Genomic DNA, 23893 nt, shown 5'->3' with positions numbered 1-23893 from the left:
GTGGGGGACGGCTGCCGGCGCTTGCGTGGAGTTGTCCACAGGCAGTTGTCCACAGGGGTGGCCGGTCGGCGAGGGCGTTGGCACAGTGGTGGTCATGCGGGGGTGGTGGCGGGACCTCACGGATCTGGTGCTGCCGGCCGAGTGCGGAGGCTGCGGGAGGCCTCGCACGGTGCTCTGTCCTGAGTGCAGTGCCGCCCTGAACGGGGCCGTACCGAGCCGGGTACGACCGATGCCCGAGCCGTCCGGGCTGCCGGCTACGTATGCGGCGGCTCCTTATGCGGACGAGGTGCGCGCGGTGCTCCTCGCCCACAAGGAACGAGGCGCACTGGCCCTCGCAGGGCCACTGGGCGCGGCTCTGGCGGGCGCTGTGAGGGCAGGGCTCCGGGAGTGCCGGGACCGGGGCTACGAGGCCGTGACGGGGCCGGATGAGGGCTTGGCGGGGCTCGACGAGGGATGGGTGCCGGGACTTGATGAGCTGGGGGAGGAGAACGACGAGGGCGAGTGGGGCGACGGGGCTGGAGGTGTGACAGCGGGGTCGGGACGCGGTGCGGAGATTGCCGGGCCCGAAGGCGGGCCGGTTCTGCGATCAGGGGCCGCTGAGTCCGATGGTGGGCTGGCCGTGCTGCCGGCGGCTGCGGAGTTCGATGCGGCAGGGGGTGAGAGGTTGGCTGTTCCTGGGTGTGATGCGGGGGAGGCCGGGTGGTTGACGGTTTCGGGGTCTGATGCGGTGCGGGCCGGGTTGTCGGCGGTTGCCGGGGCCGACTCGGGGTGGGCCGTGCAGTCTCCGGTTCCGGGGGCCGATGCTGTGCGGGCCATGGGGTCAGCTGCGGGCGGGGCCGGCGCGGATCAGGCGGGACAGTCGGCTGGCGCCGGGCTTGGTGCGGTGCAGGGTGGTTGGTCCCGGGTGGATCAGGCGGCAGGGGCAGAACAGGCGCAGGCTAGGCAGACACAGGCACAGGCACGAGCCGGACAGACGCGGGTACGGCAGGCTCACGGACGGTCGGTACAGGTGCGGCAGGTACAGGCAGGGCAACACGTGCAGGTCGGCCATGCCCGGTCCCCGAGTGGTGGTGGGGTGACGGTGTTGCTCGTCCCCGTGCCCTCTGCGCGTGGGGCGGTGCGGGCTCGCGGGCATGATCCGGCGCGGCGGATCGCGCTCGCGGCGGCGGGGGAGTTGCGGCGGACCGGGACGCCGGCCCGGGTGGTCGCCGTGCTGCGGCAGCGGCGGTGGGTGGCCGACCAGTCGGGGCTCAACTCCCGGCAGCGGCTGGACAATCTCGCCGGTGCTCTGGAGGTGGTCGCGGGTGGTGCCCGGTTGCTCGCCGACGGTCCGGTGGTGCTCGTCGACGACCTGATGACGACCGGGGCCTCTTTGCGGGAGGCGGCGCGTGCCGTGCGTGCGGCGGTCACCGAGGAGGCGAACGCGTACGGCCGAACAGGCGGAACAGTCGGAGCGGCTTCGGCTGTGTATGCGGGTGTGTGCCGGGAAGGCAGAGGGGAACACATGGATGGATCAAAGGAGAAGGCGAGTCACATGGCACTCAGTGCACCGGGAATCGTGGGTGTGAACGGCACCGGTGACCTGATCTGTGCGGCAGTGATCGCGGCGTCGCCAGATTCCTTCGAAATAAACCGGAACTGACTGCGAACTTGCGTCGTTGCAGGTAACGACAGAGGCAATTCACCTGAACGGAGGTACGCCGCGGTAGAGGGTGACGACATCCGTCCGGGCGAGATATGTTCGGTTGTGAGAGAAAGGCGCAGGCCGCACCTCTCCTATCCGAATGCCGTGCCGTGGGTTTTCTGCAATCACCCGCGGCCATGGGGTGGAGATCTTGCCCATGGGGGAGGAGGAGGTGGAAGTCACCGAGTCCGAGGTTCCGGGGTGACCGGAGCCTGGTGCAAAAGGGAGACGCTCCGCAGCGAAGCGGAGCGATCCGGGAACGGAGTTCTGCGTGGACATCGTCGTCAAGGGCCGCAAGACCGAGGTGCCCGAGCGGTTCCGCAAGCACGTGGCCGAGAAGCTGAAGCTGGAGAAGATCCAGAAGCTCGACGGCAAGGTGATCAGCCTCGACGTGGAGGTGTCCAAGGAGCCGAACCCCCGACAGGCCGACCGCTGTGACCGAGTGGAGATCACGCTCCGCTCCCGCGGTCCGGTGATCCGGGCGGAAGCATCGGCCAACGATCCGTACGCGGCGCTCGACCTCGCGGCGGAGAAGCTGGATGCCCGGCTGCGCAAGCAGCACGACAAGCGTCACACGCGCCGTGGTGCCCGCCGGCTCACGGCAGCCGAGGTCCCCGACCACGTCCCGGGCGCGGCGACGCTCAACGGCAACGGCCACGCCGTTCCGGACGAGCAGTCGGACGGTGTGCCCACCAAGAAGATCGGCTCGCTGGAAGTGAAGGGCGAAGGCCCGCTCGTCGTCCGCGAGAAGACCCACGTCGCCTCTCCGATGTCCCTCGACCAGGCCCTCTACGAGATGGAACTGGTCGGACACGACTTCTACCTGTTCGTCGACTCCGAGACCAAGGAACCGAGTGTCGTCTACCGACGGCACGCCTACGACTACGGCGTCATCCACCTCAGCACGGACCCGATGGTCACGCAGGCACAACCGCCCTCGGCGGGCGGCACGTTGGGCGGCTGACCCACCCGGCCGACAGCTGAGCCGGTGCCCCTGGAGTGCGTGTGCGCCCCCAGGGGCACCGGTGTGCGACCACTTCGCGCCCCGCTCCGTGACCGCACTGTCGTCCGGGCATGGAATCATGGCCGCACAGGGCCCAACCGGTGGGCCGCTGCCTTGGGTTGGCGATGGCGCAGGACCACAGGCCACAGCCTTCAGGGGGAGGAACGATGGCGGACAGCTTCGGACCGATGCAGGTCGAGGATGCCGACGGCGGCGTCGTCGCCATGGGCCCGGAAGCGGGCTCGACACGCAAGGAGCCGATCAGAGTCCTTGTCGTGGACGACCACGCCCTCTTCCGCCGAGGCCTGGAGATCGTGCTCGCGGCCGAGGAGGACATCCAGGTCGTCGGTGAGGCGGGGGACGGCGCCGAGGCCGTGGACAAGGCCGCTGATCTGCTGCCGGACATCGTCCTGATGGACGTACGGATGCCGAAGCGGGGCGGGATCGAGGCGTGCACCTCCATCAAGGAGGTGGCGCCCAGCGCGAAAATCATCATGCTCACGATCAGCGATGAAGAGGCCGATCTCTACGACGCGATCAAGGCGGGCGCGACGGGATATCTCCTCAAGGAGATCTCGACGGACGAAGTGGCCACCGCCATTCGTGCCGTGGCTGATGGCCAGTCGCAGATCAGCCCCTCCATGGCGTCGAAACTGCTCACCGAGTTCAAGTCGATGATCCAGCGCACCGACGAGCGCCGACTGGTGCCCGCGCCGCGGCTCACCGACCGTGAGCTGGAGGTTCTCAAACTCGTCGCCACCGGCATGAACAACCGCGATATCGCCAAGCAGTTGTTCATCTCCGAGAACACCGTGAAGAACCACGTGCGCAACATCCTGGAGAAGCTGCAACTGCACTCCAGGATGGAGGCGGTGGTCTACGCGATGCGGGAGAAGATCCTCGAAATCCGGTGACGCTCACGCCAGCAGGCGGACGAGTTCCCTGGTGAGGGGTGCGCGCAGCTCGGGGGCGTCGACCCGCTCCACACGTACGTCCGTGCAGTCCACCCAGCTCGCGGCCTCGACCAGGGCCTGGGCCACGGACGCAACGGCCTTGGGGCCGTCCAGGGTGACCTGCTTGGCCACCAGGGTGCGGCCCTCGCGCGCGGGGTCGACGCGACCCACCAGCCGGCCCCCTGCGAGCACCGGCATCGCGAAGTAGCCGTAGATCCGCTTCGGCTTGGGGACGTAGGCCTCCAGGCGGTGGGTGAAGCCGAAGATTCGCTCTGTGCGTGCCCGCTCCCAGATCAGGGAGTCGAACGGGGACAGGAGTGTGGTGCGGTGGCGGCCGCGCGGGGGTGTCTCCAGGGCTGCCGGGTCGGCCCAGGCGGGCTTGCCCCAGCCCTCGACCGTGACCGGGACCAGGCCCGAGTCGGCGATGACCGCGTCGACCTGCTCCCCCTTGAGGCGGTGGTAGTCGGCGATGTCCGCGCGCGTACCGACGCCCAGTGATCGGCCCGCCAGGTCGACCAGGCGGCGGAGGCACTCCGTGTCATCCAGCTCGTCGTGCAGCAGTGGCTCCGGGATCGCGCGCTCGGCGAGGTCGTACACCCGCTTCCAGCCGCGGCGCTCCACGCACACCACCTCGCCGTACATGAGCGCCCGCTCCACGGCGACCTTGGCGCCGGACCAGTCCCACCACTCGCTGGTGCGCTTCGCGCCGCCCAACTCCGTTGATGTGAGCGGGCCTTCTGCGCGGAGCTGCTTGATGACCTGGTCGTAGGTGCCGTCCGGGAGGTCGTGGTTCCAGTGCGGGCGGCTGCGGTAGGCGCGGCGGCGGAAGGCGAAGTGGGGCCACTCCTCCACGGGGAGGATGCAGGCGGCGTGGGACCAGTACTCGAAGGCGTGTGTCTGGGTCCAGTACGCGTCCTCGACCGTCCTGCGGGGCACGGCGCCGAGGCGGGCGTACGGGATGAGTTCGTGGGAGCGGGCGAGGACCGAGATGGTGTCGAGCTGGACCGCGCCGAGATGGCGGAGCACGCCGCGCACGCCCGCGCGGCGGTCGGGGACACCGAGGAAACCCTGTGCGCGCAGGGCGATGCGGCGGGCGTCGTCTGCCGACAGGTCGGTCGTGGGGCGCGGGGCACTCGTCATGTCTCCGCACGATAGAGGGTGGCACTGACAACGCGGGCTGAGCTGGGGATTTGTCGCGTTACGGCTGGGCGGGCAGGTACGGCGCCGTCGACGGCAGGCCCAGGTCGGACGGAAGCAGGGAGCCCACCCAGCAGTCCCGTCGTACGCCCTTGTTGTTGATCGCGGAGCGGAGCGTGCCCTCGATGGTGAATCCGGCGTGTTCCGCGACCGCGCGGGAGCCCTTGTTGCCGACCTCCGCGCGCCACTCCACGCGGTCGATCGACACATGGGTGAAGGCCCAGCGGGAGGCGGCGACGGTGGCCTCGGTGATGTAGCCGTTGCCGCGGTGCTGCTTCGTGGCCCAGAAGCCGACCTCGCCGACGCCCAGCGAGCGCATCGTGATGCCGAGCATGCCCACCAACTCCCCTTCGGGGAGGAAGACACCGAAGGTGAACATCGAACCGTTCTGCCAGCCCTCGGGCGCCAGTTGCTCGGTGAAGCTCTGTGCGTGCTCCAGGAGGTAGGGCGAGGGGATCGTCGTCCAGCGCTGGATCTCGGGGTCCTGGGCCGCGGAGTACACGACGTCGGTGTCCTGCGGGCCGACGCTGCGCAGGAGGAGACGGTCGGTCGTGAGCGTGACGGGTTCCATCGGCCGATTCTGCTCGGGGGTGCACAAAGACGCCATCCCTTTGCGCTGTGTGAGCCAGTGATCACATTTCGTGCAATTCCTCGGAGGGGCGCGGCACCATCGGTGACCCCCGGCCGTTGTCCCCTTTGAAGCAGATGTGAAGTAGTGGACGGTCGGCGTCCCCGGCAGGCTCCCGGCGTGGTGGGGTCCTCGCATACGATGGCCGTTGCTCAGTTATGTCATTGGAAACCGACCGTCCCAGGCCCGACCGGCAAGGAGACCAACCCCCGTGTCCGTCCTCTCGAAGATTATGCGTGCAGGCGAAGGCAAGATCCTGCGCAAGCTGCACCGCATCGCGGACCAGGTCAAGTCCATCGAAGAGGACTTCATCGACCTCTCCGACGCCGAGCTGAAGGCCCTCACCGAGGAGTACAAGCAGCGCTACGCCGACGGTGAGACCCTGGACGACCTGCTGCCCGAAGCGTTCGCCACCGTCCGCGAGGCCGCCAAGCGCGTCCTCGGCCAGCGTCACTACGACGTGCAGATGATGGGCGGCGCAGCGCTGCACCTCGGCTACGTCGCCGAGATGAAGACCGGTGAGGGCAAGACCCTGGTCGGCACCCTGCCCGCGTATCTGAACGCCCTCTCCGGAGACGGCGTCCACATCATCACGGTCAACGACTACCTGGCCGAGCGCGACTCCGAGATGATGGGCCGCATCCACAGGTTCCTGGGCCTTGAGGTCGGCTGCATCCTCGCCAACATGACCCCGGCCCAGCGCCGCGAGCAGTACGCGTGCGACATCACCTACGGCACGAACAACGAGTTCGGCTTCGACTACCTGCGCGACAACATGGCGTGGTCGCAGGACGAACTGGTGCAGCGCGGCCACAACTTCGCGGTCGTCGACGAGGTCGACTCGATCCTCATCGACGAGGCCCGTACACCGCTGATCATCTCCGGCCCGGCCGACCAGGCCACCAAGTGGTACGGCGACTTCGCCAAGCTGGTCACCCGCCTGAAGAAGGGCGAGGTCGGCAACCCGCTCAAGGGCCTGGAGGAGACCGGCGACTACGACGTCGACGAGAAGAAGCGCACGGTGGCCATCCACGAGGGCGGTGTCAGCAAGGTCGAGGACTGGCTGGGCATCGACAACCTCTACGAGTCGGTGAACACCCCGCTGGTGGGCTACCTGAACAACGCCATCAAGGCCAAGGAGCTCTTCAAGAAGGACAAGGACTACGTCGTCATCGACGGCGAGGTCATGATCGTCGACGAGCACACCGGCCGTATCCTCGCCGGCCGCCGCTACAACGAGGGCATGCACCAGGCGATCGAGGCGAAGGAAGGGGTGGACATCAAGGACGAGAACCAGACCCTCGCCACGATCACCCTGCAGAACTTCTTCCGCCTCTACAGCAAGCTCTCCGGCATGACCGGTACGGCGATGACCGAGGCCGCCGAGTTCCACCAGATCTACAAGCTCGGCGTCGTCCCGATCCCGACCAATCGGCCGATGGTCCGCAAGGACCAGTCCGACCTGATCTACCGCACCGAGGTCGCGAAGTTCGAGGCGGTCGTCGACGACATCGCCGAGAAGCACGAGAAGGGCCAGCCGATCCTCGTCGGTACGACGTCGGTCGAGAAGTCCGAGTACCTCTCGCAGCAGCTCGCCAAGCGCGGCATCCAGCACGAAGTGCTGAACGCCAAGCAGCACGACCGTGAGGCGCCGATCATCGCCCAGGCCGGCCGCAAGGGCGCCGTGACCGTCGCGACCAACATGGCCGGCCGCGGTACGGACATCAAGCTCGGCGGCAACCCCGACGACCTCGCCGAGGCGGAGCTGCGCCAGCGCGGCCTCGACCCCGAGGAGCACATCGAGGAGTGGGCGCAGGCCCTGCCCGCCGCCATGGAGAACGCCGAGCAGGCGGTCAAGGACGAGTTCGAAGAGGTCAAGGACCTCGGCGGCCTCTACGTCCTCGGTACCGAGCGGCACGAGTCGCGTCGTATCGACAACCAGCTGCGTGGTCGCAGCGGCCGTCAGGGCGACCCGGGCGAGTCCCGCTTCTACCTCTCCCTCGGGGACGACCTGATGCGGCTCTTCAAGGCCCAGATGGTCGAGCGCGTCATGTCGATGGCGAACGTCCCGGACGACGTGCCGATCGAGAACAAGATGGTCACGCGCGCGATCGCGTCCGCCCAGTCGCAGGTCGAGCAGCAGAACTTCGAGACCCGTAAGAACGTCCTCAAGTACGACGAGGTCCTCAACCGGCAGCGTGAGGTCATCTACGGCGAGCGCCGCCGCGTCCTGGAGGGCGAGGACCTGCAGGACCAGGTCGTGCACTTCATGGACGACACGATCGACGCGTACATCACCGCGGAGACCACCGAGGGCTTCCCGGAGGACTGGGACCTCGACCGCCTCTGGGGCGCGTTCAAGCAGCTCTACCCGGTGAAGGTCACCGTGGAGGAGCTGGAGGAGGCGGCCGGGGACCGGGCCGGTCTGACCGCCGAGTTCATCTCCGAGTCCATCAAGGACGACATCCACGAGCAGTACACGGGGCGTGAGGAGCAGCTCGGCTCCGAGATCATGCGTGAGCTGGAGCGCCGGGTCGTGCTGTCGGTCCTGGACCGCAAGTGGCGCGAGCACCTCTACGAGATGGACTACCTCCAGGAGGGCATCGGCCTGCGCGCGATGGCCCAGAAGGACCCCCTGGTCGAGTACCAGCGCGAGGGCTTCGACATGTTCACCGCCATGATGGACGGCATCAAGGAGGAGTCCGTCGGCTACCTGTTCAACCTGGAGGTCCAGGTCGAGCAGCAGGTCGAGGAGGTTCCCGTCGAGGACGAGAAGCCGTCGCTCGACAAGGAGGACACGGTGCCCGCGCAGGCGAGCGGCCGTCCCGAGATCCGTGCCAAGGGGCTCGACGCCCCGCAGCGGCCGGACCGGCTGCACTTCTCCGCGCCGAGCGTGGACGGCGAGGGCGGCATCGTCGAGGGCGACTTCACCAGCGACGACGAGCCCGTGCGCTCCGAGGCCGACGGCCTCACGCGCGCGGAGCGCCGCAAGCAGGGACGCCGGGGCAGCCGCCGCAAGAAGTGACGGTCGCTCCACGAGCGTGACGGGTGCCCCTGAGTGAGGGGCTGAGCCTGTCGGCCGCTCCCGCGAAGAGGCTGTGAAGGGCCGGGCATCGTGAAGGTGCCCGGCCCTTCGGCGTGCCTGCCCAGAGGCCCGGGGCCAGGCGCCGCCGTCAGTCGTCGTCCGGGTGCGGGGCGCGGGAGCCGCCCAGTTCCACAGCCGTGCAGCGCCAGCGGAGGTCCGCGCCCCGTTCCAGCCGGAAGGCCATCGCCCGTACCTGATCACCGGCGCCGATACGTGCGAAGGCCTCCACGGCGCCCTCGCGGGCGACGTAGTAGCCGATGTCGCGAACCACCGGGCGGGTGCCGCGGGTGGCGCGCAGGGGGCCGTGTTCCGCGAGGCGGGCCAGTTCGTCGTAGGCGCGGCCGGCAGTGTGCCGGAGCATCCAGTGGACGGGCCGCTGACCGCTCAGTACGGCGAGGAGACGGTCGGCGAAGAGGTCGGTGGGGCGCGGCTGTGGGACGCGGCTGCGGGCGGCCTGGGCGGGCACGCTGTGGGGTTCGGCGTGAAGCGGGGTGTGGGGAGCCGCTCGGCCCGCTGCGGGAGTCGACGTGGTAAGGGCTGAGCTCTGGCCGGCCGTCCGCGTGGACGCTGTACGGGCTGCGCCCCGGACGGGAGCCGGAGCCGCGCTCTCCGCCACAGGCGCCGTACGCGACGTTCCCCCGCCCTGTCCGCGAGGCGAACCCGTGCCGGGGCGGCGGGGGTCACGGCGGGTCGGAGGGCGGGTCGGGGTGTGCTGGGCGGTCCTGGTCATGACCTTGTGCATGGGGGTCCCCGTTGGTTCGGCCCGGGATGTACCGGGAAGTAACTTGCTGGTTGGGGATCTTGTACGGGGCCATGGGGGCCGGTAGCAAGGACGTGGCGGGGTGGGTCGGAGGGGCCGGAATGTTCACTTATCCGAGTGATCGGGAGGGCCGGAAGCCCGTCGCCGCAAGAGCGTGCCGGGTGAATCACCGGCGTGGGGTGGACGCCCTCAGAGGTGCGGGTGGGGACTCGATGGGGGACCCGCGCACGTATCCTGGAGGCCCTCCCGGAGGCACGGCACCGTCCGTGGAACCGTCCTCCCCGAGGCACTCTCCGACTACGAAAGCGGCCAGCCATGCGCGTCTACGTCCCCCTGACCCTCTCCGGTCTCGCCGAGGCGTACAAGACGGGCGAGCTGGGGACGGGACCCTTCGTCGCGTACGCCGTCACACCCGCGCTGCGTGAGTGGTACCTCTCCGACGACATCGAGGAGTTGGAGTACGCGGCGCTCAACCGGGCCGCGCTGGCCTCGCTGCGGCTGCTGGCGGCCGACCCCGAAGCGCCGCGGCGCCGGGTTGTGGTCGCCGTCGACGTACCCGACGGCACCGCGCACGCCGACCCCGACCGCGGACTCGACCCGGTAGCGCTCGGCGAGGTGCGGGTCGGCGGAACGGTGACGCTGGCCAAGGCCGCGGCCGTACACGTGGATCTCGGCGATGCGGAGGGCGATGTGAGCGCTGCCGCCGACGCGCTCCCGGCGGCCGACCGCGGGGACGACGACGCGCAGTTCGTCGTGGACGGGGCCGAGGACCACGAGCTGCTCTGGTATGCGACGCAGGAGATCCCGAACCTCGTCGGACTGGCCGACTGAGCCTGTTCGGCGGCGGTGGGATTGCCGTATGTGCCCGCTGACCTGCGATTCTCTTGATTGTCAGTGGCGGCGGGTACGTTTTTGGCATGGGGATGCAAGGAAGCGCGCACATCGTCTGGGACTGGAACGGCACGCTGTTCCACGACAATGACGCGATCATCGGAGCGACGAACGCGGCGTTCGCCGAGTTGGGGCTGACGCCGATCACGATGGAGGAGTACCGGGCGCTGTACTGCGTGCCGGTGCCGAAGTTCTACGAGCGGTTGCTGGGGAGGCTGCCCACCGACGCCGAGTGGGAGGTCATGGACGAGACCTTCCATCGGTACTACGCCGAGCATCGCGTCGTCTGCGGGCTCACCGAGGGCGCGGCGGAGCTGCTCGCGGGGTGGCGGACCGCGGGGCGCAGCCAGTCGATCCTCAGCATGTACGGCCATGACGAACTCGTCCCGCTGGTGCGGGAGTTCGGGATAGAACCGCACTTCATACGGGTCGACGGGCGCACCGGGCCCTCCGGTGGCAGCAAGGCCGAGCACATGGTGCGGCACCTCGGGGCGCTGTCCGGAGTGGACCCCGTGCGCACCGTGGTGATCGGGGACGCCGCCGACGACGCGGTGGCCGCCCTGCACGTGGGCGCGCGGGCCGTGCTCTACACCGGGGGTTCGCACAGCCGGGCCAGCCTCGAAGTGGTCGGCGTACCGGTGGTGGACTCACTCGCGGAGGCCGTCGCGGAGGCGGAGCGGCTGGCGGCGTGACGCGCTGCGGGACGAGCGGCTGGCGGGCCGCGGCACCTCAAGAGCACGGCTCACGAAGAGCCGTGCTCAAGAGACGCCGCGCACTCCCGTCACGTCATGCCGACCGCCGAGGTCATGTCACCGGCGCCTTCGCTCGCAGGACCGTGAGGAACTCCCGCATCCAGCTGGAGTGATCCGGCCACGCGCGGGCGGAGACCAGCGTGCCGTCGACGACCGTCTCGGCGTCCTGGAAGGTCGCGCCGGCGGACTGCATGTCGAGTTCGAGCGCCGGGTAGGCCGTGACGCGCCGGCCGCGCAGGCCGTCGATCGCGGCGGTGAGCAGGGGGCCGTGGCAGATCTGGGCCACGGGCTTGTCCGTGTCGAAGAAGGACTTGAGGATCTTGCGGAGTTCGGGATCGTTGCGGAGGTACTCGGGGGCCCGCCCGCCGGGGATGACGAGGGCCGCGTACTGGCCGGGATCGACCTCGGAGAAGGCGAGATCGGCGGGCCAGGTGTAGCCGGGCTTCTCGGTGTAGGTGTCGAAGCCGGGTTCGAAGTCATGGACGACGAACTGGAGCTTCTTGCGCTCGGGGGCGGCGATGTGGACCTCGTAGCCCTCCTCGCGCAGGCGCTGGTAGGGGTAGAGGACTTCCAGTGACTCCGCTGCGTCGCCGGTGACGATGAGGATCTTCGCTGTCATGTCGGTGCGCTCCTCTGTGGCCGTGGCATGCGTCTGCGTCGGGCGTCATGAGCTCATGGGCAGTCGGGCGTCATGGGCTCTCGGGCAACGTGCCTCGCGCCGGGGTGCTTGCCAAGGGGTCGCGCCGCGCGGACACCGTCACCATCCCGACTGCCCTTGAATACGACGATTTCATGCTGTGCGCCCCTGTGCATAACGTCAAAGTTCCACCCTCTGTTTTGTACACAAGCGGCTCATGACGAGCCCCCGGTGAGGAGCGATAGCCTTGTGGCGTGATCAGCGCGATATTTCGCGGGGGCATCGTCGCCCCTGCTCTGCGCCCGGCGACCACGGACCACATCCGTGACCGGGCGGCGGTCGCTGGTCCCCGGGCCTGTACGGCAGGCCCTCGCGGGCGGGACGGAGCTCCAAGGGCTCCCAGGACGCCGTGCACACCCCCGGTACCGGCGCGGCAGAGAGCAGCGTCACACCCTTCGGGCGTGCCGAAAATGGCTGATAACCCACCGCTCATCTCACCTTGCGGCATAGCGTCGGAGCAGACCGGAGAACCCGGGCCGTGGCGTCGAGCCGCAGGGGAAGACACCGTACTTCCTTCTACGTCACGCAACGGCGCGCGACAGGAGCCAGAGGACAATGCAGACCAAGCTGGACGAAGCAAAGGCCGAGTTGCTTGAGAGGGCTGCTCGGGTAGCTGAGAACAGCCCGGTCGGGGGGCACCTACCGACCGGGACGACGGACGAGGGCACCCCGGACCGGGACACCGTGCTCGCGTTCCTCCAGCGCTACTACCTGCACACCGCCCCGGAGGACCTCGCCGACCGCGACCCGGTCGATGTCTTCGGCGCCGCCTTCTCCCACTACCGGCTGGCCGAGACCCGACCCCAGGGCACCGCCAACGTCCGGGTGCACACCCCGACCGTCGAGGAGAACGGCTGGAGCGGCAGCCACTCGGTCGTCGACGTGGTCACCGACGACATGCCCTTCCTCGTCGACTCGGTGACCAGTGAGCTGACGCGGCAGGGACGCGGCATCCACGTCGTCATCCACCCCCAGGTCGTCGTCCGCCGCGACCTCACCGGCAAGCTCATCGAGGTGCTCACCGCCCCGCCCACCGGCGAGCTGCCGCACGACGCGCACATCGAGTCCTGGATCCACGTAGAGATCGACCGGGAGACCGACCGCGCCGATCTGAAGCAGATCACCGCCGACCTGCTGCGCGTCCTGTCCGACGTCCGTGAGGCCGTCGAGGACTGGGAGAAGATGCGGGACTCGGCCCTGCGGATGGCCGACGAGCTGCCCACCGAGCCGACCGCCTCCGACCTGTCCTCCAACGAGGTCGAGGAGGCCCGCGAGCTGCTGCGCTGGCTGGCCGCCGACCACTTCACCTTCCTCGGCTACCGCGAGTACCAGCTGCGCGAGGACGACTCCCTCGCCGCGGTCCCCGGCACCGGCCTCGGCATCCTGCGCTCCGACCCGCAGCACGCCGGCGAGGACAGCCATCCGGTGAGCCCGTCCTTCGAGCGGCTCCCCGCCGACGCCCGGGCCAAGGCCCGCGAGCACAAGCTGCTCATCCTGACGAAGGCCAACAGCCGTTCCACGGTGCACCGGCCGTCGTACCTCGACTACGTGGGCGTGAAGAAGTTCGACGAGAACGGCGAGGTCGTCGGCGAGCGCCGCTTCCTGGGCCTGTTCTCCTCGGCCGCCTACACCGAGTCCGTCCGCCGGGTTCCCGTGATCCGGCGCACGGTCGACGAGGTGCTCGAAGGCGCCGGGTTCTCGCCCAACAGCCATGACGGGCGCGACCTGCTCCAGATCCTGGAGACGTACCCGCGCGACGAGCTGTTCCAGACCCCGGTCGACGAACTCCGCTCCATCGTCACGTCCGTGCTCTACCTCCAGGAGCGCCGGCGGCTGCGCCTCTACCTGCGCCAGGACGAGTACGGCCGCTACTACTCGGCCCTCGTCTACCTCCCGCGCGACCGCTACACCACGGGCGTCCGCCTGCGGATCATCGACATCCTTAAAGAAGAGCTCGACGGCACCAGCGTCGACTTCACCGCCTGGAACACCGAGTCGATCCTCTCCCGGCTGCACTTCGTGGTCCGCGTCCCGCAGGGCACCGAACTGCCGGAGCTGTCCGACGCCGACAAGGACCGCATCGAGGCCCGCCTGGTGGAGGCCGCCCGCTCCTGGGCCGACGGCTTCGGCGAGGCGCTGAACGCCGAGTGCGGCGAGGAGCGCGCCGCCGAACTGCTGCGCAGCTACGGCAACGCCTTCCCCGAGGGCTACAAGGCGGACCACACCCCCCGCGCCGCCGTCGCCGACCTGGTCCACCTCGAACAGCTCACCGAGGAGCAGGCCTTCGCGCTCAGCCTCTACGAGCCGGTGGGCGCCGCCCCCGACGAGCGCCGCTTCAAGATCTACCGCAAGGGCGCCTCGGTCTCCCTGTCCGCCGTCCTGCCGGTCCTCAGCCGCCTCGGCGTCGAGGTCGTGGACGAGCGGCCGTACGAACTGCGCTGCTCGAACCGTACGACGGCGTGGATCTACGACTTCGGGCTGCGCATGCCCAAGTCGCAGAACGGCAACGGGGACTACCTCGGTGACGACGGCCGCGAGCGGTTCCAGGAGGCCTTCGCCGCCACCTGGACCGGGCAGGCGGAGAACGACGGCTTCAACGCGCTGGTGCTGAGCGCGGGGCTGAACTGGCGTCAGGCGATGGTGCTGCGGGCGTACGCCAAGTACCTGCGGCAGGCCGGTTCGACCTTCAGCCAGGACTACATGGAGGACACCCTCCGCAACAACGTCCACACCACCCGGCTGCTCGTCTCCCTGTTCGAGGCGCGGATGTCGCCGGACCGGCAGCGCGCCGGGCGCGAGATCGTGGACGCCCTCCTCGAAGAGGTCGACGCGGCCCTCGACCAGGTCGCGAGCCTCGACGAGGACCGCATCCTGCGGTCCTTCCTGACCGTCATCAAGGCGACCCTGCGCACCAACTTCTTCCAGGAGGCGCTCGGCGGGCACGCGCACGCGTACGTGTCGATGAAGTTCGACCCGCAGGCCATCCCGGACCTGCCGGCGCCGCGCCCGGCCTACGAGATCTGGGTGTACTCCCCGCGCGTCGAGGGTGTGCACCTGCGCTTCGGCAAGGTCGCGCGCGGTGGCCTGCGCTGGTCGGACCGGCGGGAGGACTTCCGTACGGAGATCCTCGGCCTGGTCAAGGCGCAGATGGTGAAGAACACCGTCATCGTGCCGGTCGGCGCCAAGGGCGGCTTCGTCGCCAAGCAGCTGCCGGACCCGAGCGTGGACCGGGACGCGTGGCTCGCCGAGGGCATCGCCAGCTACAAGATGTTCATCTCGGCCCTGCTCGACATCACCGACAACCTGGTGGCCGGCGAGGTCGTCCCCCCGGCGGACGTCGTCCGGCACGACGAGGACGACACCTACCTGGTGGTCGCCGCCGACAAGGGCACCGCGACCTTCTCGGACATCGCCAACGGAGTCGCCGAGAGCTACAACTTCTGGCTCGGCGACGCCTTCGCCTCCGGCGGTTCGGCCGGCTACGACCACAAGAAGATGGGCATCACCGCGCGCGGCGCCTGGGAGTCCGTCAAGCGGCACTTCCGGGAGCTGGGCGTCGACACGCAGACCGAGGACTTCACGGTCGTCGGCGTCGGCGACATGTCCGGTGACGTGTTCGGCAACGGCATGCTGCTCAGCGAGCACATCCGCCTGGTCGCCGCCTTCGACCACCGGCACATCTTCCTCGACCCGACCCCGGACGCGGCCACCTCGTACGCCGAGCGCCGCCGCATGTTCGAGCTGCCGCGCTCCAGTTGGGCCGACTACAACACCGACCTGCTGTCGACGGGCGGCGGGGTCTTCCCGCGTACGGCCAAGGCGATCCCGGTCAACGGACACATCCGTGAGGCCCTCGGTATCGAGGGCAAGGTCTCCAAGATGACGCCGGCCGACCTGATGAAGGCGATCCTCAAGTCGCAGGTCGACCTCTTGTGGAACGGCGGCATCGGCACCTACGTCAAGGCCAGCACCGAGTCCCACGCGGACGTCGGCGACAAGGCCAACGACGCCATCCGCGTCGACGGCGCCGACCTGCGCGTCAAGGTCGTCGGCGAGGGCGGCAACCTGGGCCTGACCCAGCTCGGCCGGATCGAGTTCGCCCAGCAGGGCGGCAAGATCAACACGGACGCGATCGACAACAGCGCGGGCGTGGACACCTCCGACCACGAGGTGAACATCAAGATCCTGCTCAACGGCCTGGTCACCGACGGCGACATGACCGTCAAGCAGCGCAACAGGATCCTCGCCGAGATGACCGACGAGGTCGGCGCGCTCGTCCTGCGCAACAACTACGCGCAGAACACCGCGATCGCCAACGCGCTCGCCCAGTCCAAGGACATGCTCCACGCCCAGCAGCGCTTCCTGCGCACCCTGGTCCGCGAGGGCCACCTCGACCGGGCCCTGGAGTTCCTGCCCACCGACCGCCAGATCCGCGAACGGCTCGCCCAGGGACAGGGGTTGACCAGCCCCGAGACGGCCGTCCTGCTGGCGTACACGAAGATCACGGTCGCCGACGAGCTGCTGCGCACCACGCTGCCCGACGACCCGTATCTGCGCACCCTGCTGCACGCCTACTTCCCGACCGCGCTGCGCGAGAAGTTCGCCGAGCAGATCGACACCCACGCGCTGCACCGCGAGATCGTCACCACGGTCCTCGTCAACGACACGGTCAACACCGGCGGTACGAGCTTCCTGCACCGCCTCCGCGAGGAGACCGGGGCCTCCCTGGAGGAGATCGTCCGGGCGCAGACCGCGGCCCGCGCGATCTTCGACGCCGCCGAGGTGTGGGACGGCGTGGAGGCCCTCGACAACACCGTCGAGGCGCCCGTCCAGACCCGCATCCGCCTGCACTCGCGCCGCCTGTGCGAGCGCGGCACCCGCTGGCTGCTCAACAACCGGCCGCAGCCGCTCCAGCTCGCCGAGACCGTCGAGTTCTTCGGCGAGCGCGTCGAGCAGGTCTGGTCCCAGCTGCCCAAGCTGCTGCGCGGCGCGGACCTGGAGTGGTACCAGGAGATCTACGACGAGCTGACCGGCGCCGGCGTCCCCGCCGAACTCGCCACCCGCGTCGCCGGCTTCTCCTCCGCCTTCCCGGCGCTCGACATCGTGTCCGTGGCCGACCGCACCGGCAAGGACCCGATGGACGTCGCCGAGGTCTACTACGACCTCGCCGACCGCCTCCACATCACCCAACTCATGGACCGCATCATCGAGTTGCCCCGCGCGGACCGCTGGCAGTCCATGGCCCGCGCCTCCATCCGCGAGGACCTGTACGCGGCCCACGCGGCCCTGACCGCCGACATCCTCGCGGCGGGCAACGGCACCTCGACTCCCGAGCAGCGCTTCATCACCTGGCAGGAGAAGAACGCGGCGATCCTGGGCCGGGCACGCACGACTCTGGATGAGATCCAGAGCTCGGAGACGTTCGACCTGGCGAACCTGTCGGTGGCGATGCGCACGATGCGCACGCTGCTGCGCACGCACTCGTAGTTCCCACGACGGTCCATTCGTAGTTCCTACGACGACGAGGGCGCCCCGGGCCGCAATGGCTCGGGGCGCCCTTTTCACGGAGTGCCTTAGGAGTAATCGAGGGGAGGACTTACTCAGCCGCGCTAAGCCTGGTCACGTGACTCTGAACCTCACCGAGGAACGCGTGACCGCACCCGTCCGCCCGGTGCGAAAAGTCGTCCTGGAAGTCGTGAAATTCGGGATCGTCGGCGGCAGCGGCGTCCTGGTCAACTTCGCGGTCTTCAACGTCCTGCTGCACGGTCTGCGGTGGCCCGCGATGCTCGCGACCGTCCTGGCCAGCTGCGTGGCGATGGGCGCCAACTACCTCGGCTTCCGCTACTACACCTACCGCGACCGCGACGCCCCCGGCGCCCGCCGGATCGCCCTGTTCTTCGTCTTCAGCGGCATCGGCGTCCTTATGGAGAGCGGCCTCTTCTACGTCGGCTACCACGGACTGGGCCTCCACGGTCCGCTTGAGGCGAATGTCGTGAAGGCCCTGTCGATCGTGCTCGCTTCCGCGTTCCGCTTCCTGGTCTACCGCACCTGGGTGTTCCAGGAGGAGGAACTCTAGGCGGCCTTCTCCTTGGGCTTGTCGGCGCCGCCCGTGAAGGCCTCGTACGCCTCCAGGACCTCCTCCGTCGGCCCGTCCATCCGCAGCTCACCGCGCTCCAGCCACAGCACGCGGTCGCAGGTGTCGCGGATCGACTTGTTGTTGTGGCTGACGAGGAAGACCGTGCCCGCGTGCTGCCGCAGCTCGCGGATCCGCTCCTCCGAACGCCGCTGGAACGACCGGTCGCCCGTCGCCAGTGCCTCGTCGATCAGCAGGACGTCGTGGTCCTTGGCGGCGGCGATGGAGAAACGCAGCCGGGCGCCCATGCCGGAGGAGTACGTCCGCATCGGGAGGGTGATGAAGTCGCCCTTCTCGTTGATCCCGGAGAAGTCGACGATGCTGTCGTAGCGCTCCTTGATCTGCTCCCGGGACATGCCCATGGCCAGGCCGCCGAGATAGACGTTGCGCTCGCCGGTCAGGTCGCCCATCAGGGCCGCGTTGACGCCGAGGAGCGAGGGCTGGCCGTGGGTGAAGATACGGCCGTTCTCGACCGGGAGCAGGCCCGCGACCGCCTTGAGGAGCGTGGACTTGCCGGAACCGTTCGTGCCGATGAGCCCGATCGCCTCGCCCTTGTAGGCGACGAAGGACACCTTCTTGACCGCGTGCACCGTGCGCACGCCCGCCGCCTTCTCGGCCTTCTCGCGGCGCAGCATGCGGTTCAGGGCGGCGGTCGCGGAGCCGCGTCCGGCGCCGGTCCCGTTGACCCGGTAGATGATGTCGACGCCGTCGCAGACGACGGTGGGGATCGTGCTGTCCGCGGCCACGGGGGTCCGCTCGGTGTGGTACTCGATGGTCTGCTCAGCCACGGCCGTACGTCTCCTCAGCCTTCCAGAAGTAGATGAAGCCGCCGACTCCGGCGAACAGCGCCCAGCCCGTCGCCGCCGCCCACACGTGCGGGGGGAGCTGGCTGGAGTGGAAGCTGTCGATCAGCGCGTAGCGCATCAGGTCGATGTAGACGGCCGCCGGATTGGTCTCCAGGGCGATCGTCACCGCGCGCGGCAGGTGGTCACCCTTGGTCAGCTTGGAGATGCTCCACATGACACCGGACAGGTACATCCAGGTGCGCAGGATGAACGGCATCAGCTGGGCGATGTCCGGGGTCTTGGCACCCATCCGCGCCATGATCATCGAGACGCCGGCGTTGAACGTGAACTGCAGGAACAGCGCGGGGATCACGAGCAGCCAGGAGACGCTGACCGGCACACCGAAGCAGATCAGGATGACGAAGAGCGCGGCCATCGAGAACAGCAGCTGCTGGAGCTGCTGGAGCGCGAACGAGATCGGCAGTGCGGCCCGCGGGAAGTGCAACGCCCGGACCAGGCCGAGGTTGCCGGAGATCGCCCGGGTGCCCGCCATGATCGAGCTCTGCGTGAACGTCCAGATGAACACCCCCGTCACCAGGAACGGGATGTAGTCCGGCACGTGCTTCTTGGTGCCCAGCAGCACACCGAAGATGAAGTAGTACACCGCCGCGTTCAACAGCGGCGTCATCACCTGCCAGACCTGACCCAGCTTCGCCTGGCTGTACTGCGCGGTCAGCTTGGCGGTGGCGAACGCGGTGATGAAGTGGCGTCGCTCCCACAACTGCCGTACGTACTCGGGCAGGGAGGGGCGGGCGCCACTGACCGTGAGGCCATGGCGGGCGGCGAGCGCCGCGAGGTCGTCTTCGTCGGCCGGGGCCGGCGAATGGGGCGGTGTGTGGAGGACCTGGCTCACATCCGCTGCTTTCGCTCGGGGGGAGGGGGTGCGGTGCGTGCGTCCGGCTGCCGTGTTCCGTTGCCCGACGTTTCCTTACGCTTCTCTTTACGTTCTCTTACGTCGGGACGGGACCGTATCGTCGCAACGTGAGCGTAGGCCGATTCGGCGTCGGAACGCAACCGTTTCGTCGTGACGGATGTGATCGCGCCGTTAGGTTTTGGGTCGGGACGAGTCAGTTGAGTCGGTACGGTCTCGGCGTCGGGACGCGACGGTTGCGTCGCGAGGACGGGTCGGCTCCGTCGCGGGGACGGAACCGTCTCGTCGTGACGCGCCCCGCGTCGGAACGCAACCGTTTCGTCGCAACGCCCCTATGCTTGGCCTATGACGACGAACGCCGACGAGCCCCAGACACGTCAGCGCCGCCGCACCCCCGCGGGGGCGGCCGTACTCCGCGAGGATGTGACCGAAGCCATTCGGGCGGCGGTCTTCGAGGAGTTGGCGGCGGTCGGGTATGCCCGGATGTCGATCGAGGGGATCGCGCGCCGCGCGGGTGTCGGCAAGACGGCGGTGTACCGCCGCTGGCGTTCGAAGCTGCACCTGGTGCTCGACGTGGTGTCGGCGATTGCCGTGATGGGGCTGCCGACACCGGACACCGGTTCGCTGGAGGGTGACCTTCGGATGTTGTACGAGGTGACCTCACGGGCCCTGCGTCACCCGATCGCCTCGCAGATCATCCCGGACCTCCAGGCCGAGGCGGCCCGTAACCCCGAGATCGCCGACGCCATGCAGAAAGCGCTGCGCGAGGGCCAGGAAGGTGTGGCCAGCAAGATCCTGGCGGCGGCGGAACACCGCGGTGAGCTCCGCCCCGGCATGGACGAGGACCTGGCCCTGGACCTGATCTCCGGCCCCCTGTACTGGCGTGCCGTGGTGATCCGCAGCCCGAAACTGCCGAAGGGGTACCTGGGGGCGCTGGCCCGGGCGACCACGGAGGGGCTCAAGGCGCTGTAGGGCTTCGCCGTATCCCTGATGACGGTGGGCGGTGGTGGAGGTGCTGACGGCGATGGCGCCAGTGAGCCCCGGCCGGTCGGCGAATCAGTCTTCCCGGTGGTCCAACCGCCGTGCCAGTTCACCGAGTTCCGCCGTGCGCAGTACCCGCCCACCGAATCCCGGCAGCGGCACGTGGAGCAGCTCGGTCCATCGCTCGGGGATCGCGGCGCTCCCGTACACCGCCCCCGCGAGTCCGCCCGTCACGGCGGCGACGGTGTCCGTGTCGCCGCCGAGGTCGATCGCGGCGCGTACGGCGTCCTCGTAGGAGGACGTGGTCCGCAGGGCCCAGACGGCGGAGCCCAGGCAGGGCCAGACGGCGCCGTTGAACTCCGTCGCGCGGTCGGGGTGCCAGTCGGGGGCGAGGACGGCGCCGTAGCGCTCCCGGTGGTCGGGGTGGACGGACCGGAGTGTCTCCGCGACGGCGTCGAGCGGGTCGCCGCCGTCCAGCGCGATGCGCGCCAACTCGTGGAAGACGGCGGTGCCTTCCCAGGCCGCGCGGTCTCCGTGGGTGAGGGCGGCGATGCGGCGGGCGGCGTCCATCGTGGCGTCGCGGCCCGCGCGCGAGAAGTGGACGGCCGACGGGGCGGCGCGCATCAACGCACCGTTCCCGGCGCCCCGTTGGCTCGTCCGGAAGTGCACTGCGGCGGCGAGGTCCCAGGGGTCGCCACTGGTCAGTACGGCCTCGGTCTGCAGGCCGATGTCCTTGGGGTCGGCATTCGCCCAGCGCTTGAACCGCCCGAACATGTCCGGGAGTCGGAGCCCGCCGCACTCCAGCAGCGACTCGGCGACGAGTACGGCCATCTGCGTGTCGTCGGTGGCCTCGCCTGGGTCCCAGCCGCCGCCCCCGCACATCTCGCCGCCGTGACCGGCTGCCGGAAAGCGGGCGGAGAAGGCGCCTTCGGGCCCGAACTCGAAGGGCGCGCCGAGCGCGTCACCGACGGCGGAGCCGAGGACGGCGCCCAGGGCGCGTTCGGCTCTGGAACAGCCGTCCACCAGGCCGGAGTTCATCAAGCCCGTGCCGCCTCCGGATGCAACCGCACCCAGCCCTCCCAGGCCGACGTGATCATGTCCTGGACGTCGAGCTTGGCCTTCCAGTCCAGTTCGGCGGCGATGCGGTCGGCCGAGGCGACGACGCGGGCCGGGTCGCCGGGGCGGCGGGGATGGACGGTCGGGGGGCGGTCGTAGCCGGTGACCGCGTTGATGCGGTCGATCATCTCGCGGACCGAAACGCCTTCCCCGCGGCCGATGTTGAGGGTGAGGGCGCGGCCGGGGGAGGCCTGGAGGGCGCGGGCCGCGGCGACGTGGGCCTCGGCGAGGTCCACGACGTGGATGTAGTCGCGGACGCAGGTGCCGTCCGGGGTGGCGTAGTCGTCGCCGAAGATGCGCGGGGGCGCGTTCTCGGTGAGCTTCTCGAAGACCATGGGGACGAGGTTGAAGACACCCACGTCGGCGAGTTCGGGGGCCGCGGCTCCGGCCACGTTGAAGTAGCGCAGGGACGCCGTCGACAGGCCGGTCGCCCTGCCCGTCGCGCGGACCAGCCACTCACCGGCGAGCTTCGTCTCGCCGTACGGCGACATCGGCACGCACGGCGTCTCCTCGGTGACCAGGTCCACGTCCGGCATGCCGTAGACGGCCGCCGAGGACGAGAACACGAAGGACGGGACGCCGGCCGTGGTGACCGCCTCCAGGAGGACGCGCAGGCCCTCGACGTTCTCCCGGTAGTAGTGCAGCGGCAGGTCCACCGACTCGCCGACCTGCTTCTTCGCCGCCAGATGGACGACTCCGGTGACGTCCTGGTCGGCGAGGGTGCGCGCCACCCGTTCCGCGTCCAGGGTCGAACCCACCACCAGGGGCACGCCGTCGGGCACGCGTGCGGCGATGCCGGTGGACAGGTCGTCGTAGACGACGGCCTGTTCGCCCGCCTGGGTCATCGCCCTCACGACGTGCGCTCCGATGTAGCCGGCGCCGCCGGTGATCAGCCAGGTCATGTGCGGCCGTCCCCTCCGTCACTGCATGTCACTCGATCCGTGGTGGCGCGTCCCTCACGCGCCGGCCACAGTCAATCAGGCGCCGGAGTGGGCCGCGGTCAACTGCTGGGACTCCCCGTGCGGGCCGGAGGGCAGCACGCGCGTGTGTGCCGTCGCGGGGACCGCCCGCGACGACCGCCACAGGCGGACGAAGGAGAGGACGGCCGCGGCGGCCAGCAGACCGTTGCGTACGACCATCAGGGCGCAGCCCGTCCAGGTGGAGTGGATGACGTCGACGTACAGGACGGGGAACTCGACGGAGCTGACCGCACTCGCCGCCAGGATCAGCATGGCCACCGGGCGCTGGGTGGTGTGCCGGGCGGTCAGGCAGACGGCGGCCAGGCCGAGCAGCCAGATCATGTACTGGGGACTGATGACCCGGCTGGTGACGGTGAACAGCAGGACGGCGCTCAGCGCGGCGTCGAACGGGGTCGCGTCGGTCCAGCGGCGGGCCCGGACCCGCCACAGCAGCAGGAGCCCGAAGGCGACCGCCGTGAGCGCGAGGGAGGCGTCGGCGACGGCGGAGACGTACGGTCCCGTGAACTCCATCGCGCCGTACCTGTAGTGCACCTGGCCCGGCCAGCCGGCGTGGGTCGCCAGGCCCAGTGCCGTGCCGCCGAGTGACTCGATCTGTACGCCCCTGCCCCCCTGTTGGCGCAAGAACGCGAAAGGATTGTTGAACAAGGCTACGAGACCCATGAGCGACAAGGCCCCCGTCACCACGGCCGACGTCCACACCGACCGCGTCGTCCGCCCCCTCGGCATCCCCAGCAGCACCAACGCCGGCCACACCTTCACCAGGGCGCCCAGTGCCGCGAACGCGCCGCACGCACGCGTGGAGCGCGACAACGTCAACAGGGAGATGACGGCGAACGCCGTGACCTGCACGTCGTAGCGGACGAGCGGCATGTGCAGGAGGAGGGGGAGGCCGACGATCCAGTACGCGGTGCCGCGCAGGCTGTGGCCCGGGCGGGTGCCCGCGCGGGCCAGTGTCAGGGTGATCAGCGCGTCGGTGGCGAGGGTGAGGGCGACGAACGCCTGGAAGTACGTCAGGTCCGGCAGCAGCGCGGGGGCCAGGAGGACCGGGCCGGCGCCCGGCGGGTACTGCCACAGGGGGTCGTGGGCCGGGAACGCGCCGTGCGAGAGGACGCCGTACCAGTGGTGGTACAGGCGCCACACCTCCCGTGCGACCCCGCCGCGGCCGAGCAGGGGGAGGCTGTTGTACGCGAGGAGAAGGAGCATCCCCGCGCGGGTGGCGAGCCAGGCGAGGGCGAGGACGAGGCGGCGGTGTCTGCGGACGGCGTTCATCATCGCGGATCGTAAGCCGGGTGAATACCGCATGAGTGCTAATACGCC

The 23893-nt window shown here is 69.4% G+C and carries 18 protein-coding genes and 1 pseudogene; 10 read left to right on the top strand and 9 right to left on the bottom strand.

Annotated features, from left to right (window positions below; translation table 11 throughout):
* Nucleotides 1-94: 94 nt before the first annotated feature.
* From AB0I69_RS44075 to AB0I69_RS44060, 4 genes and pseudogenes are all read left to right on the top strand, one after another.
* Nucleotides 95-385 (top strand): annotated as a pseudogene (locus tag AB0I69_RS44075) (ComF family protein); the annotation flags it as partial.
* A 519-nt stretch (nucleotides 386-904) separates the two neighbouring features.
* Nucleotides 905-1642 (top strand): hypothetical protein, encoded by a 738-nt coding sequence (locus AB0I69_RS44070; RefSeq protein ID WP_363101472.1) that lies wholly within the window; start codon nucleotides 905-907, stop codon nucleotides 1640-1642.
* Between the two features lie 313 nt (nucleotides 1643-1955).
* Nucleotides 1956-2648, top strand: coding sequence for a ribosome-associated translation inhibitor RaiA (gene raiA, locus AB0I69_RS44065; protein ID WP_363101457.1), 693 nt, complete (start codon nucleotides 1956-1958; stop codon nucleotides 2646-2648).
* 206 nt (nucleotides 2649-2854) lie between these two features.
* Entirely contained in the window at nucleotides 2855-3601 is a 747-nt protein-coding gene (locus AB0I69_RS44060) for a response regulator transcription factor (protein WP_363101456.1), read from the top strand.
* Nucleotides 3602-3604: 3 nt separating this feature from the next.
* Here the strand turns inward: AB0I69_RS44060 and AB0I69_RS44055 are convergent, their stop codons facing one another.
* Together AB0I69_RS44055 and AB0I69_RS44050 are read right to left on the bottom strand one after the other, a co-directional pair.
* Nucleotides 3605-4780 (bottom strand): crosslink repair DNA glycosylase YcaQ family protein, encoded by a 1176-nt coding sequence (locus AB0I69_RS44055; RefSeq protein ID WP_363101455.1) that lies wholly within the window; start codon nucleotides 4778-4780, stop codon nucleotides 3605-3607.
* Between the two features lie 58 nt (nucleotides 4781-4838).
* Entirely contained in the window at nucleotides 4839-5408 is a 570-nt protein-coding gene (locus tag AB0I69_RS44050; protein WP_363101454.1) for a GNAT family N-acetyltransferase, read from the bottom strand.
* Between the two features lie 268 nt (nucleotides 5409-5676).
* Here AB0I69_RS44050 and secA point away from each other — a divergent pair, with 268 nt between their 5' ends.
* A complete protein-coding gene (gene secA / locus AB0I69_RS44045; protein ID WP_363101453.1) occupies nucleotides 5677-8490 on the top strand; it encodes a preprotein translocase subunit SecA in 2814 nt (937 codons plus the stop codon).
* Nucleotides 8491-8638: 148 nt separating this feature from the next.
* Here secA and AB0I69_RS44040 read toward each other — a convergent pair whose 3' ends face one another.
* Nucleotides 8639-9292, bottom strand: coding sequence for an Rv3235 family protein (locus tag AB0I69_RS44040; RefSeq protein WP_363101452.1), 654 nt, complete (start codon nucleotides 9290-9292; stop codon nucleotides 8639-8641).
* Between the two features lie 333 nt (nucleotides 9293-9625).
* Here AB0I69_RS44040 and AB0I69_RS44035 point away from each other — a divergent pair, with 333 nt between their 5' ends.
* Nucleotides 9626-10141, top strand: a complete 516-nt coding sequence (locus AB0I69_RS44035) for a hypothetical protein (protein ID WP_363101451.1) — start codon at nucleotides 9626-9628, stop codon at nucleotides 10139-10141.
* Between the two features lie 86 nt (nucleotides 10142-10227).
* Nucleotides 10228-10893 carry an HAD family hydrolase gene (locus AB0I69_RS44030; protein ID WP_363101450.1) on the top strand — a complete coding sequence of 222 codons (666 nt, stop codon included), beginning with the start codon at nucleotides 10228-10230 and terminating at the stop codon, nucleotides 10891-10893.
* 112 nt (nucleotides 10894-11005) lie between these two features.
* Here the strand turns inward: AB0I69_RS44030 and AB0I69_RS44025 are convergent, their stop codons facing one another.
* Nucleotides 11006-11572, bottom strand: a complete 567-nt coding sequence (locus AB0I69_RS44025) for a DJ-1/PfpI family protein (RefSeq protein ID WP_019056759.1) — start codon at nucleotides 11570-11572, stop codon at nucleotides 11006-11008.
* Between the two features lie 633 nt (nucleotides 11573-12205).
* Between AB0I69_RS44025 and AB0I69_RS44020 the strand changes: the two genes are divergently transcribed.
* The gene (locus AB0I69_RS44020; protein WP_363101449.1) at nucleotides 12206-17137 is read left to right on the top strand and encodes an NAD-glutamate dehydrogenase; all 4932 of its coding nucleotides are present in this window, start codon (nucleotides 12206-12208) and stop codon (nucleotides 17135-17137) included.
* Between the two features lie 136 nt (nucleotides 17138-17273).
* Nucleotides 17274-17726: a GtrA family protein gene (locus tag AB0I69_RS44015; protein ID WP_363101448.1), complete on the top strand. Its 453-nt coding sequence runs from the start codon at nucleotides 17274-17276 to the stop codon at nucleotides 17724-17726.
* On the opposite strand, the gene AB0I69_RS44010 is transcribed toward AB0I69_RS44015, so the two are convergent.
* Both AB0I69_RS44010 and AB0I69_RS44005 read right to left on the bottom strand, forming a co-directional pair.
* Nucleotides 17723-18571, bottom strand: coding sequence for an ABC transporter ATP-binding protein (locus AB0I69_RS44010; protein WP_363101447.1), 849 nt, complete (start codon nucleotides 18569-18571; stop codon nucleotides 17723-17725). The two genes, AB0I69_RS44015 and AB0I69_RS44010, sit on opposite strands and share 4 nt — an antisense overlap.
* A complete protein-coding gene (locus AB0I69_RS44005) occupies nucleotides 18564-19481 on the bottom strand; it encodes an ABC transporter permease (RefSeq protein WP_363101446.1) in 918 nt (305 codons plus the stop codon). Before AB0I69_RS44005 ends, AB0I69_RS44010 begins: the two co-directional genes overlap by 8 nt.
* A 363-nt stretch (nucleotides 19482-19844) precedes the next feature.
* Between AB0I69_RS44005 and AB0I69_RS44000 the strand changes: the two genes are divergently transcribed.
* Complete coding sequence (locus AB0I69_RS44000) at nucleotides 19845-20471, top strand: TetR/AcrR family transcriptional regulator (RefSeq protein ID WP_363101445.1); 627 nt, start codon at nucleotides 19845-19847, stop codon at nucleotides 20469-20471.
* 84 nt (nucleotides 20472-20555) lie between these two features.
* Here AB0I69_RS44000 and AB0I69_RS43995 read toward each other — a convergent pair whose 3' ends face one another.
* The 3 genes from AB0I69_RS43995 to AB0I69_RS43985 all read right to left on the bottom strand — a co-directional run bounded on the left by AB0I69_RS43995 (nucleotide 20556) and on the right by AB0I69_RS43985 (nucleotide 23845).
* The gene (locus tag AB0I69_RS43995) at nucleotides 20556-21518 is read right to left on the bottom strand and encodes an ADP-ribosylglycohydrolase family protein (RefSeq protein ID WP_363101444.1); all 963 of its coding nucleotides are present in this window, start codon (nucleotides 21516-21518) and stop codon (nucleotides 20556-20558) included.
* Complete coding sequence (galE, locus tag AB0I69_RS43990; protein WP_363101443.1) at nucleotides 21518-22498, bottom strand: UDP-glucose 4-epimerase GalE; 981 nt, start codon at nucleotides 22496-22498, stop codon at nucleotides 21518-21520. Before galE ends, AB0I69_RS43995 begins: the two co-directional genes overlap by 1 nt.
* A gap of 75 nt (nucleotides 22499-22573) precedes the next feature.
* Nucleotides 22574-23845 (bottom strand): glycosyltransferase family 87 protein, encoded by a 1272-nt coding sequence (locus tag AB0I69_RS43985; protein ID WP_363101471.1) that lies wholly within the window; start codon nucleotides 23843-23845, stop codon nucleotides 22574-22576.
* Nucleotides 23846-23893: the final 48 nt, after the last annotated feature.

The sequence above is a fragment of the Streptomyces sp. NPDC050508 genome, assembly GCF_040655155.1.
GTDB lineage: Bacteria > Actinomycetota > Actinomycetes > Streptomycetales > Streptomycetaceae > Streptomyces.
This window is presented reverse-complemented; position numbering and strand designations above follow the sequence as displayed.

Bases quoted from the DNA above. Each gene is read 5' to 3' on its own strand.
- AB0I69_RS44060 (WP_363101456.1), top strand. From the start codon at position 2,855: ATGGCGGACAGCTTCGGACCGATGCAGGTCGAGGATGCCGACGGCGGC.
- AB0I69_RS44055 (WP_363101455.1), bottom strand. From the start codon at position 4,780: ATGACGAGTGCCCCGCGCCCCACGACCGACCTGTCGGCAGACGACGCC.
- AB0I69_RS44050 (WP_363101454.1), bottom strand. From the start codon at position 5,408: ATGGAACCCGTCACGCTCACGACCGACCGTCTCCTCCTGCGCAGCGTC.
- AB0I69_RS44040 (WP_363101452.1), bottom strand. From the start codon at position 9,292: ATGCACAAGGTCATGACCAGGACCGCCCAGCACACCCCGACCCGCCCT.
- AB0I69_RS44035 (WP_363101451.1), top strand. From the start codon at position 9,626: ATGCGCGTCTACGTCCCCCTGACCCTCTCCGGTCTCGCCGAGGCGTAC.
- AB0I69_RS44030 (WP_363101450.1), top strand. From the start codon at position 10,228: ATGGGGATGCAAGGAAGCGCGCACATCGTCTGGGACTGGAACGGCACG.
- AB0I69_RS44025 (WP_019056759.1), bottom strand. From the start codon at position 11,572: ATGACAGCGAAGATCCTCATCGTCACCGGCGACGCAGCGGAGTCACTG.
- AB0I69_RS44020 (WP_363101449.1), top strand. From the start codon at position 12,206: ATGCAGACCAAGCTGGACGAAGCAAAGGCCGAGTTGCTTGAGAGGGCT.
- AB0I69_RS44000 (WP_363101445.1), top strand. From the start codon at position 19,845: ATGACGACGAACGCCGACGAGCCCCAGACACGTCAGCGCCGCCGCACC.
- AB0I69_RS43995 (WP_363101444.1), bottom strand. From the start codon at position 21,518: ATGAACTCCGGCCTGGTGGACGGCTGTTCCAGAGCCGAACGCGCCCTG.
- galE (WP_363101443.1), bottom strand. From the start codon at position 22,498: ATGACCTGGCTGATCACCGGCGGCGCCGGCTACATCGGAGCGCACGTC.
- AB0I69_RS43985 (WP_363101471.1), bottom strand. From the start codon at position 23,845: ATGAACGCCGTCCGCAGACACCGCCGCCTCGTCCTCGCCCTCGCCTGG.